The organism is Thermodesulfitimonas sp. (genome assembly GCF_052743955.1).
Map to the genome: position 1 here is coordinate 1 of NZ_JBRAIN010000067.1, position 10,047 is coordinate 10,047.

General features: G+C 60.6%; 11 protein-coding genes and 4 pseudogenes. 7 read left to right on the forward strand and 8 right to left on the reverse strand.

What is annotated here, in order from left to right; translation table 11 throughout:
* Positions 1 to 208: 208 nt before the first annotated feature.
* Positions 209 to 868 carry a sulfurtransferase-like selenium metabolism protein YedF gene (gene yedF, locus ACUVTA_RS06800; RefSeq protein ID WP_445952205.1) on the forward strand — a complete coding sequence of 220 codons (660 nt, stop codon included), beginning with the start codon at positions 209 to 211 and terminating at the stop codon, positions 866 to 868.
* Between the two features lie 60 nt (positions 869 to 928).
* Positions 929 to 1,318: a hypothetical protein gene (locus ACUVTA_RS06805; RefSeq protein WP_445952206.1), complete on the forward strand. Its 390-nt coding sequence runs from the start codon at positions 929 to 931 to the stop codon at positions 1,316 to 1,318.
* Here ACUVTA_RS06805 and hydE read toward each other — a convergent pair.
* From hydE to ACUVTA_RS06845, 8 genes and pseudogenes are all read right to left on the reverse strand, one after another.
* The gene (gene hydE, locus ACUVTA_RS06810) at positions 1,315 to 2,370 is read right to left on the reverse strand and encodes a [FeFe] hydrogenase H-cluster radical SAM maturase HydE (protein WP_445952207.1); all 1,056 of its coding nucleotides are present in this window, start codon (positions 2,368 to 2,370) and stop codon (positions 1,315 to 1,317) included. The two genes, ACUVTA_RS06805 and hydE, sit on opposite strands and share 4 nt — an antisense overlap.
* A gap of 29 nt (positions 2,371 to 2,399) precedes the next feature.
* A pseudogene (gene hydF / locus ACUVTA_RS06815) lies at positions 2,400 to 3,645 on the reverse strand ([FeFe] hydrogenase H-cluster maturation GTPase HydF).
* 2 nt (positions 3,646 to 3,647) lie between these two features.
* Complete coding sequence (locus tag ACUVTA_RS06820; protein ID WP_445952208.1) at positions 3,648 to 4,022, reverse strand: hypothetical protein; 375 nt, start codon at positions 4,020 to 4,022, stop codon at positions 3,648 to 3,650.
* Positions 4,006 to 5,482 (reverse strand): annotated as a pseudogene (gene hydG, locus ACUVTA_RS06825) ([FeFe] hydrogenase H-cluster radical SAM maturase HydG). The gene ACUVTA_RS06820 and the pseudogene hydG overlap by 17 nt, the downstream one beginning before the upstream one ends.
* A gap of 15 nt (positions 5,483 to 5,497) precedes the next feature.
* Positions 5,498 to 6,973, reverse strand: a complete 1,476-nt coding sequence (locus ACUVTA_RS06830; protein WP_445952209.1) for an aspartate ammonia-lyase — start codon at positions 6,971 to 6,973, stop codon at positions 5,498 to 5,500.
* Positions 6,939 to 7,226 (reverse strand): TM1266 family iron-only hydrogenase system putative regulator, encoded by a 288-nt coding sequence (locus tag ACUVTA_RS06835; protein ID WP_445952210.1) that lies wholly within the window; start codon positions 7,224 to 7,226, stop codon positions 6,939 to 6,941. The genes ACUVTA_RS06830 and ACUVTA_RS06835 overlap by 35 nt, the downstream gene beginning before the upstream one ends.
* Before the next feature lie 183 nt (positions 7,227 to 7,409).
* Positions 7,410 to 7,664 carry a DUF3842 family protein gene (locus ACUVTA_RS06840; RefSeq protein ID WP_445952211.1) on the reverse strand — a complete coding sequence of 85 codons (255 nt, stop codon included), beginning with the start codon at positions 7,662 to 7,664 and terminating at the stop codon, positions 7,410 to 7,412.
* Between the two features lie 2 nt (positions 7,665 to 7,666).
* Entirely contained in the window at positions 7,667 to 7,882 is a 216-nt protein-coding gene (locus ACUVTA_RS06845) for a DUF3842 family protein (RefSeq protein WP_445952212.1), read from the reverse strand.
* Positions 7,883 to 8,239: 357 nt separating this feature from the next.
* Between ACUVTA_RS06845 and ACUVTA_RS06850 the strand changes: the two genes are divergently transcribed.
* From ACUVTA_RS06850 to ACUVTA_RS06870, 5 genes and pseudogenes are all read left to right on the forward strand, one after another.
* Complete coding sequence (locus ACUVTA_RS06850) at positions 8,240 to 8,491, forward strand: iron hydrogenase small subunit (protein WP_445952213.1); 252 nt, start codon at positions 8,240 to 8,242, stop codon at positions 8,489 to 8,491.
* 63 nt (positions 8,492 to 8,554) lie between these two features.
* Positions 8,555 to 8,716: pseudogene (locus tag ACUVTA_RS06855) on the forward strand (hypothetical protein); the annotation flags it as partial.
* 73 nt (positions 8,717 to 8,789) lie between these two features.
* Positions 8,790 to 9,155 (forward strand): cytochrome b/b6 domain-containing protein, encoded by a 366-nt coding sequence (locus tag ACUVTA_RS06860; RefSeq protein ID WP_445952214.1) that lies wholly within the window; start codon positions 8,790 to 8,792, stop codon positions 9,153 to 9,155.
* 4 nt (positions 9,156 to 9,159) lie between these two features.
* Positions 9,160 to 9,561: pseudogene (locus ACUVTA_RS06865) on the forward strand (hydrogenase iron-sulfur subunit); the annotation flags it as partial.
* 102 nt (positions 9,562 to 9,663) lie between these two features.
* Entirely contained in the window at positions 9,664 to 9,978 is a 315-nt protein-coding gene (locus ACUVTA_RS06870; protein ID WP_445952215.1) for an NADH-ubiquinone oxidoreductase-F iron-sulfur binding region domain-containing protein, read from the forward strand.
* Positions 9,979 to 10,047 lie beyond the last annotated feature (69 nt).

The following is a 10,047-nucleotide window of genomic DNA, read 5'->3' on the forward strand; positions in this document are numbered from 1 at the left end:
TGACATTTTACCGTGAGTCTTGTTGGTTTTCACTTCCATCTTCGCCCCCAAAATCCTCCCCATCAACAAAAATAAATTCATTCTCCTGGACCAGCACTGGAACGCCCACCTCCAGGCCGGCAGTAAGATAACGCTTTGTTATTTGACAAACAAAGAAACGGTGGCTATGCTAAAGGCAAAAAGGCGCTATAAAAAGGAGCGTGAGCGTGTGCGCGAGATCGATGCCCGCGGGAAGCCTTGCCCGCAGCCGGTGCTCCTCGTTAAAGCGGCAATTGACGCCGGGGGGGCGGCCTTCGCCATCTTAGTGGACAACCGAGCGGCGGTGGAGAACGTGCACCGCTACGGGGAGAAAAGCGGCTATAATATTAAGGTAGAGGAGCAGCAGGGCTGCTGGCGGCTCACCGGGACGCGGGAAGGTGCGGTGCCTACGGCAGAGACCAGCGGTGCGCCGGGGCCGGCGGCCGCACAAACCGGCGCCCCAGTGCCCCACCCCCACATGGCGCCGCCAGTTGCGGTTTTCTGCGGCACGGGGGCAGTGCGGACGCTCCTGATCCAGACCGAGGCGCTAGGGCGCGGCGACGAAGAACTCGGACGCAAGCTGATCAAGATTCTCCTCGACACCTTAGCGGTCAACGAGACGCGGCCCGAAACGATCCTGCTGATAAACGGCGGCGTGAAGCTCGCCTGCGAAGGCTCGCCGGTGTTAGAGGCACTGCAGGATATCGCGCAGAAAGGCGTGCAGATTTTAGCTTGCGGCACGTGTCTCAACCACTTCAACCTGACCCACGCCCTTAAGGTGGGCCGGCCAACCGACGCCTACGAGTTGCTGAACACTTTACTCGCCGGCAACGTGCTCGTCTGGGGGTAAATGCCGCCGCCCAAAAGGAATTGGGCAGGCCGGGGCGAAAGATTCTATCAGGGGCTCAAGATGCGGGAATACTTTCGCCGGATGAATTATTTAACCACGCTTATCGTTCCCATCGCGGTGGCACTGGCAATCGCCTTTGTAGGGCTTACGCACCCCCAGTGGCCCCGCGTCTACTTTATTATCGGCTTCCTCACCGCGCTCATCCTGCTACCGGGCGTGACCCTGGGACTGAAGTTAAGCTGCACTCCGGTGGTGGAAGAGGTCGTCGAGTTTATCGGCACTTATGACCCGGGGTGGATCGGGGTGCGCCACGCAAATGGTGCGGTGGCCCGGTACCACCACCGGGGGCTGTACGAAATGCACCGGAGTGGACACTTACGGCGGGGAGAGCTACTCCGTCTCCGCTTCCTTGAGCAGGAGATCATTTCTTGGGAATCATTAGAAGATTAGGGTAATTTCGGGCTATGTCCGTAGCCGCAGCCCACTTCTCTCCCTATCTTCGCTAATTCCTGCTGCCACCACCGGAAAGCGTTCTTCCCTTCGCCGTGCGGCCGGGTCTTGCCCAGGTAAATCGCGTAGTGTTGCCGGTAGGGGGACGGCGTGAGATCGGGCATCACCACGTTGGCGCCGGCCTTGAGCGCCCGGTGCCGCCCCTCCGGGGACAGGGTGGCGACCGCGGTGGTGGCCGGTAAGTGGGCTAGCGGGAGCAGGAGCCGGGTGACGGCCAGCACCTTCAGGGTGAGACTCAGAGAGCCGGGCGGAAAAGTGCCGAGCGGCGTTGCCGGGTGCGGGATGAAGGGTCCAATGCCGGCCATTTCCACGTCGAGTTCTTTAAGCAACAGGATATCTTCCGCCAGCGAGGCGACGGTTTGGCCGGGCAGGCCGACGATATTACCGCTGCCCACCTGGTAGCCAAGTTCCCGCAACCAGTAGAGCCTTTTGACGCGCGCGGTGAAGGTGGTGCCGGGACGCAGGGAGGCGAAGAGGGCCGGGTCGGCGGTCTCGTGTTTCAAAAGGTAGCGGTCCGCCCCCGCGGCGCGCAGCTCCCGGTAAGCCTCCCGGGAGAGATCGCCCAACGAAAGGGTAACGGCCACGTCGAGTTCGCTTTTGAGGCGGTAAACGAGGCGGGTCAACTCCCCGGGACGGTAGAAGGGGTCTTCTCCCGCCTGCAGAACGACTGGGCGAAACCCCTCAGCCCTGGCATGTCTCGCGGCAGTGAAGATTTCTTCCGGCGTCATCCGGTAGCGTGACAGACGCCGGTTATCCCGCCGCAGGCCGCAGTAAAGGCAGTTGCGGACGCAGTAATTGGAAAACTCGATGACCGCGCGCAGGTGCACGGTATCGCCGAGGTGTTTCGCCCGCACCGCGTCAGCCTTCCGGCAGAGCGTTTCAATCTCTTCTCCCTGAGCGCTGAGGAGGAGAATGATCTCTTCCCGTGTAAGCGAAGAAGTCGCCACCGCTTTTGCCAAGGCGGCGGCGAACTCTTCCCGCGGCGCGCTCATTGCGGGACGTGTTTTGCCAGGTGAAAGGGCTATATCTCCTCACCAGGACCCTCCGGGTCTTCGCCCAGCACAGCCAGGGCTGCCGGGAAGGGCGAGAGCGCCCGGCGCAGAACACTGTGCATGTGCGCCATAAGCACGCCGTAATTGACCACCGGAACGCCGGCTTCGCGCGCCTGCATCAGGCGGGAAAGCATCTCCCGGCGGTTTAACATGCAGCCGCCGCAGTGAACGATCGGCCGGTAGGCGGCGAGGTTATCCGGAAGCGGCCCGCCGCCGGCCGCAACGTCGAAAACAAGCTCCCCACCCGCCACCTGCCGCAGCCAGCGGGGGATCTTCACGCGGCCGATGTCGTCTTCGATGGGGTGGTGGGTGCAGGCCTCGGCGATCAGCACTTTTCGCCCGGGCGCAGTTCGTTTACCGCTTTTGCTCCCGCCACGAGGGTGTTGAGATCGCCTTTGAAGCGGGCGAAGAGGATCGAAAAGGAGGTGAAAAGCACGCCGGGCGGCGTATCGGCCGCGGCTTTGAGACAAGCGGAGGCATCCGTTACCACCAGGCGCGGGGGTCTGGTCATCCCGGCGAGGGCGTGGCGCAGTTCCCGCTCCTTCACCATCACCGCCACCGCGTCGTGCTCCAAGACATCGCGAATCACCTGCTGCTAGGGCAGGATCAGCCTTCCCTTCGGCGCGGCCTTGTCGATGGGGATCACTAGGACCACCGTATCGCCGGGAGCGATCAAGTCGCCGACGATGGTGGGCAGCGTCCAGTCCTTGGGGCGTGTTCTACAAGGGCCCGCTTGAGCCGGTCAATCCCCTGGCCGGTCCGGGCGCTCACCACCACCCAGGGGATGGGCAGCGCGGCCGCCCACACGCCGACGGGCGGGTCGGGATAGAGGTCACACTTGTTCGCGACCCCGATAACGGGGATGCCCCGGGCTTGGCTGCGGCGCAACACGTCGGCCTCGAAGGAACCGGTGCCCTGGCCGGGATCGACGACCAGCACCACCAGGTCGGTTTTTTCCAGGACCGCCAGACTCTTTTTTACCCGCAGGTCTCCTAAGTATCCGACGTCGTCGAGACCCGCCGTATCAACCAGCATCACCGGACCGAGAGGTAGGATCTCCATGGCCTTGGATACCAGATCGGTGGTGGTGCCGGGAACGTCAGCCGCAATGGCGGTTTCCTGACCGGTCAGGGCGTTAATCAGGCTCGATTTACCGGCGTTGCGGCGGCCGAAAAGAGCGATATGCAAGCGCTGGCCGCGCGGGGTGGCGTTCAGGCTCACCGGTTGGTTTCCTCCTTTCTGTCGTTGGACAGCACCGGATGCGTCTTTTCGGCGGGGCAATGGGCAGCGACAACCGCCCGCAGCGTTTTAACCAGTTCGCTTCGCTCTGCCGCCGTCAGCCGCGCGGCGCCCCCGATAAAAACCCAGAGGCCGTCACTTATAAGCTCTTTCACCGCCGGCAGGTAGGTCTCTTCGCCGTAGCCCGTCAGGTAGTGGAGGCGGTTGCCGAAGGCCCGGGCAAAGTAGATCTTGGGCACACCGTAAGTGCTACAGGCCGCTGCCGCCGCCTGCTGTAAGGCCCCGAGCAACGCCGCCGGCATCTCCACCCCGGCGTTTGGGGGCGTCCGCCGGCCTTTAGAAGTAAAAGTCACGCTCTCCCGCCTCCATCCGGGTGAGCATTTCCCGTAGCGCCGCGGCGCGTTTCGGCATCTGCTGCGCGAACCTACCAACGTAGGCGGCAATCGGTTTTTCGCCTACTTCCCGGGTAGCCGGCGTGGCGTAGTCGAGCAGGTACTCCTTGAAAGTGAGCACCGCGTTCGGGATGCAGAAGTTTTTCACCAGCCCCTTTTTGGCGAAAGACATAAAGTGGCACCCGGTGCGCCCGGCACGGTAACCAGCGGTGCAGAAGATAAGGAATGTACCCGTCTTCGCACAGCTCGCGGATGAACTCGTCGAGAGAACGGGTGTCGCCCAACTGGAACTGCTGGCGGTCGAGGATATGTTCCCGGGCCATTTGCGCGTAGCCGCCGACGGCAATTCGGGACCCCGCGTCGGTCTGGGACACCCCTAGCGGGATGACCTCCCGCCGCAGCGCGGGCCGTTCGCGGCAGGTCAGAATCAGTCCCGTATAGGGCACCGCACACCGCAGGACGGCGATGACCTTTTTGAAATCCGCGTCCGAAACCGGGTACGGCGGGGCGCTCGCTACCGGGGTGTTCAGGGCCGGTTCTAGCCGCGGGAAGGAGATGGTATGGGGCCCCACGCCGAACTCGCGCTCCAAATCCAGCGCGTGGCAGATGAGGCTGAGCACCTCGAAGCGCCAGTCGTAAAGCCCGAAAAGGACGCCGATCGCCACGTCGTCGATGCCGGCCTCCATGGCCCGGTGCAGGGCAAAAAGGCGCCACCGGTAGGACCCTTTCAGGGTGTTCGCGGGGTGCATCTTCCGGTAGGTCTCGTGGTGGTAGGTTTCCTGGAAGACCTGATAGGTGCCGATGCCTACTTCCTTCAGCTGCCGGTACTCCGCTACGGTCAGCGGGGCGGCGTTGACGTTAACCCGCCGGATCTCCCCGCGGCCGTTTTTGGTGGCGTAGATCTTCTCGATGGTGCGGCACATAAAGTCAACGTCGCTTACGGGGTGTTCGCCGTGGACCACGATGAGGCGCTTGTGTCCGTTCTGGGTGAGTATCCGGACCTCTTCCGCTAACTCTTCCGCCGTCAGGGTCCTTTTGCTTACCGCCGCGTTGGTATGGCGGAAACCGCAGTAAGCGCAGTTGTTAACGCAGGGGCTCGAGATATAAAGCGGCGCAAAGAGCACAATCCGGTTGCCGTAAACCGCCTCTTTGATCTGCCGAGCGGTGGCAAAGATCTCTTCCCACACTTCAGCGTCCCGGCAGTTGAGGAACACCGCTGCCTCCTCCGGGTTCAAGCCGTGCAGCTCCCGCGCTTTAGATAAAACTTCCGCAACCGCTGCGCGCGGCGGGTCCGCCGTGCGGGCGAGGATGGCCGCGATCTCTTCCTCTTTTATGAAATCCTCCCGTTTCTCCGCCGCCTCGTACCTGCGGATCAGCGCCAACCGTTTTTCCCGCCAATCTTCTTCTTCCGGTGGCAGCATCTTCTCTCTCCTTCCTTAATAACTTTTAAAAGTATCCGTACCGGGCCGCTCGCCTGCGGGCGGGTTCTCCGCCGGTCTTCGGTTCCGGAAGTAGCACGCCCCGGCGACTCCCGGCGTCGTTAATTCTTGCGGCCGCAAAATCGCCGCTACCTCGTCCCAGGTAAAAATTCCTTCGGTTACCAATAGCTCGGTAACCTGCCGGCCAAGGGCCACGGCTTTAGTCACTAATTTGGCAGCCTTCTCGTAACCGATGTAGGGGACAAAAGCGGTAATCACCCCCTGGCTGGCCGCTAACAACTCGCGGCAGCGCTCGGGGTCGGCCACAATACCCTGCACGCACCTTTCGGCCAGGAGGTGCGCCGCGTTCGCCAGCAACGTAAGGGAATGCAAGAGGTTATGGGCTATCAAAGGTAAAAAGGCGTTCAGCTCCAAACAGCCAGAAGCAGCAGCCATATTGACGGCAACATCATTAGCCATAACCTGGTAGGCGACCTGTGTGACCATCTCCGGGATAACGGGGTTAACCTTGCCGGGCATGATCGAGGAGCCGGCCTGCACCTCGGGAAGCCTGATCTCCGCGAGGCCAGCGCGGGGACCGGAGGAGAGAAGGCGCAAATCCCCCGCGATTTTGGCTAGGTTAACCGCGGCGGTCTTCAGGAATCCGGAAACCTCCGCAAAGATATCGGCATTCTGGGTGGCCTCGAAGGAATTTTCGGCGCGCGCCAGACCAAAACCGGTCAGCTCACGCAGGATTTCGATCACCCGGTAGATGTACCGGCGGCTGGCGTTGAGTCTGGTGCCTACCGCCGTCCCGCCCAAGTTGACCTGGCGGAGCCGTTCTTCGGCTTTATAGAGGCGCCACCAGTCCCGCGCTACCGCTTCGGCCCACGCCCCGAACTCCTGGCCGAGGGTGACCGGGACCGCGTCCTGCAACTCGGTGCGCCTGATCTTGAGGATGGCAGCAAACTCCTTCTCTTTCGCCTGGGGTGCCCCCTGAAGCTGCGCCATCGCCTGGGCTAAAGCCCGCACTAACTTAATGGCGGCGGCCCGGAGTGCCGTAGGATAAACGTCGTTGGTCGACTGCCCGAGGTTAACGTGGTCGAGGGGGTGGACGATGGCGTAGTTACCCTTCTCCCCGCCGAGGAGTTCGATCGCCCGGTTGGCGATAACCTCGTTGACGTTCATGTTGGTGAAGGTGCCCGCGCCTCCCTGGAGGGCGTCAACCACAATCTGGTCCCGGTACATACCCGCCGCTAATTCTCCCGCCGCCTGGATGATGGCTGCCCCCCGCTGCCGGTCGAGCAACCCTAACTCCGTGTTTGCCATGGCCGCAGCCTTCTTCACCAGAGCCAGAGCCCAGGTGAGGTCGGGGTACACTTTGAGCCCCGAGACGGCGAAATTACCCTTGGCCCGTAGGGTGTGGATACCGTAGTAAGCGTCACGGGGCACCTCTAGTTCACCGAGCAGATCCTTTTCTTTGCGGGTCTTCACCGGAAAGCCTCCTCGCCAGGGCGCTTTTAACCTTGACGCCGGGCAGCGCGCCGAGCTGTCCCGTCAGGGCGCCGAGGGCGTCCGTGGTTCCGTCTACAATCAGCGTGATAACCGAAAGGTTTTTCTCCCGGTAGGGGACGCCCATCCGGCCGACGATGATATCCGCGTGCCGGCTTAGGATCTCGTTAACGCGCGGTGCCGCCTCGCGCCGGTTTTCCACGATAATCCCGATAACGCCGATCCGGCTCTCCATCCGTCTTTTGCCTCCCGAACTTAACGGCCCGCCGGGCAAAGGGCGGGCCGTTTCCTCCCCGTCCCTTGCCGTCAGGTGCGAACCCCCGCCGCAGGACGTTACGTTAAAAATTTAAGAGCTAAGTAGCTACCTGATGCGTATATTCTTTCAAAAGGCAGGCCGGTCCGTAATCTTGGCGCCCCCTCAAGCGTCGAAATTTTTGGGCAGCGGGGTAGTCGCTGCGCTTTGCAGCAACCGGCGGCCTTCCGCCATCCGCTCGCGCAGGTGGGCGCGCACTTCTTCCACCGGCATATCGGCGAGGTAGGGCAAAGGCTCTTTTGAGGCGCCTATGATCTCGATTCCGGCCCGGTTAAGGTGAAGAAGCAGCTTGCGTGCCGGACTGTGCGCTACCGCTTCGGCTATCCGCGGCGTGATCTCCCCCAACATGCTGGGCGCCACAACTATACGCCGATGGTGCCTACAATAAGATCCACTGCGGGCGTGGTTTGTACGATCGCGTTCTCGCCGGAACCGCCGCTGTTCGCGCCCGCTTTCAACATAGCCGCAGTGGCCACCGCGTTGCTTCCTAAGGCGATTATCTCCACCTCTTCCGGCAGGGCGCAGCGTAATTTTTCCACCAGAAGCTTACCGATGCCACCGCCCTGACCGTCGATCACCGCGATCCGCGTGACCCCTCTACCCCTTGTATCACATCCGGTGTTAGCAAAAGTGACACGAGTTAACCTCGCTCGACTCTGATTTACACATCCAAACAAAAAGGCCACCGCGCCCGCCCCGCCTTCGCGGCAGGGTAGAGACCTCCGTGGCCTTTTATGGTGACTTTTACTGTAAAAACTTTTACTGAAATAAAGTAAAAAGAATTCCGACCTTCGCGGTTGCTGGTTAATCACCATTATAGCTGCTTGGGGCTTAAAAACAATCCCCGTGAGGCGACAAATTTTACTTAGCGGTGAAAAATTTTTTCTTTATTTAGCAGGAGATCTTGTTCTGAAAGCGAAAGTTTGTACTTTAAGATGTCAGCCGGGCGAAACCGGCGGTACGGCGGTTCCTCCCAAAGTAGGCTAAAGGAGACCACGAAGGTCTACCGTAAGATACGGCGGCTTTCGTGGTCTTTCTTTTACAGGTTATGGAAGCTAAGTATTAAGGCAGAAAAAGCAGAGCGGCTTTACAGCGAGTTCGCAACCCACCCGCTTAGCGAAACAAGCGAATCCTTACTCCACACAGGTTACGCACCGCGCGTAAAAACCTTTCCGATGGGGGTGTGATGTATGGAGAAGATGGTGGTGCTACGCCACTCTGTCCCCAGCAGGATCATGCATATCGTGCTTATGATCTGCTGGGTGGTTCTGGCGGCAACCGGGTTCGCCGTCTACTTTAAGTTTGTCGGCGAGGCGGTAAGGGCAGCGTTTATGCAGTGGCATATCTATTTCGCCATCCCTTTAACCTTGGTGACGCTGGACTACCTTATAGTGACGCCTGACCGCGCATTTATCTTCGCTAAGGAGCTGCTCAGCTGGGATCGGGATACAATCGCTTGGTGGAAAAACCTCGGCGGCTACCCCTATAAGTTATTTAAAATCGGGTTCTCCTGGCTCCCCGCCGCAGTCGAAGTACAACGCCGGCCAAAAGTTTTACGGCCTGTGCGTCATGGCCACCCTCGCAATATTGGGAGTGACCGGCTGGTCTTTGTACTTCATTCCCCAGGCGCTGGGGAAATTCTGGACCCTCACCTTTTTCAAACTCCACGTCTGGCTCTCATTCTTTGTGACGCTCTTCATGCTTTTTGTCCATGTCCCGTTGGTAATTTACAACTGGCCGGACTTCAAGGCGATGTTCAGACTTGGGCCGGGCACGGTGCCGTTAGAATGGGCTAAGGAACACAACCCGAAATGGGTGGAAAAAGAATTGGCCTTGCTCAAGGAGGATTAAAAGGATGGCGAACGGTTTTGAGCCCAACATTATCGCCTTTTTATGCAACTGGTGCAGTTACGCCGGTGCCGACTTGGCCGGCTCCCTCCGGTACAGTTACCCGCCGAACCTCCGGATCATCAGGGTGCCCTGTTCGGGAAGGGTGGAGCCGGAGTTTATCCTGAAGGCTTTCTTTTGCGGCGCCGATGGCGTGCTGGTCGGCGGCTGCCATCCCGGCGACTGTCACTACGTCAGGGGCAACTACTATGCCGAGCGGCGGATCAAGGTGCTGTACCGCCTGCTCGACTGGATAGGGATCGAGCGGGACCGGTTACGGCTGGAATGGGTGTCGGCCTCGGAGGGAGCCCGGTTTGCCCAGGTGGCTTCCGATTTCACGGCGCGGCTAAAAGACCTGGGGCCCAACTCCTTAAAGGCTACGGGAATCAACTACCAGTCTTTGGGGCGAGTTGTGGCGGCCCTCGGCTCGGCTGGCAAGCTCTTCCTGGAAGAAAGCGTCTGTATGGTGGAAATGGTCAAATATTTCCTCGACTTCGTTCAGAAAGAGTCCTGTGGCGCGTGCGTCTCCTGCCGCGTAGGGACCAAGCGCGGACAGGAGATCTTGGAGCGCGTGCTTAAGGGAGAGACGACCACGGCAGAAATCGCTTTGCTCAGCGAAGTGGCCAAAGCCGTCGCGCCTGCGGCCAGATGCGACCTGGGCCGGATGGCGGGCAAGGCGCTGGTCTATGCGCTCGAATGTTGCCAGAGCGAGTTTGCGGCCCACCTGGCGGGTTCCTGCGCCGGAACCGTGGCGCCCGATCTTGGCTGGCAGGCGATCGTGGGCTGATCGCTTTCGAGGCCCGGGTTTTTGAAGGAGGCTGTATTTTTGCCTTAAAAGACTCACGGTAAAATGTCA

Excerpts from the sequence above, each read along its gene's own strand:
- ACUVTA_RS06805 (WP_445952206.1), top strand. The coding sequence starts at position 929 with ATGCGGGAATACTTTCGCCGGATGAATTATTTAACCACGCTTATCGTT.
- hydE (WP_445952207.1), bottom strand. The coding sequence starts at position 2,370 with ATGAGCGCGCCGCGGGAAGAGTTCGCCGCCGCCTTGGCAAAAGCGGTG.
- ACUVTA_RS06835 (WP_445952210.1), bottom strand. The coding sequence starts at position 7,226 with ATGGAGAGCCGGATCGGCGTTATCGGGATTATCGTGGAAAACCGGCGC.
- ACUVTA_RS06850 (WP_445952213.1), top strand. The coding sequence starts at position 8,240 with ATGTCAGCCGGGCGAAACCGGCGGTACGGCGGTTCCTCCCAAAGTAGG.
- ACUVTA_RS06870 (WP_445952215.1), top strand. The coding sequence starts at position 9,664 with ATGGTCAAATATTTCCTCGACTTCGTTCAGAAAGAGTCCTGTGGCGCG.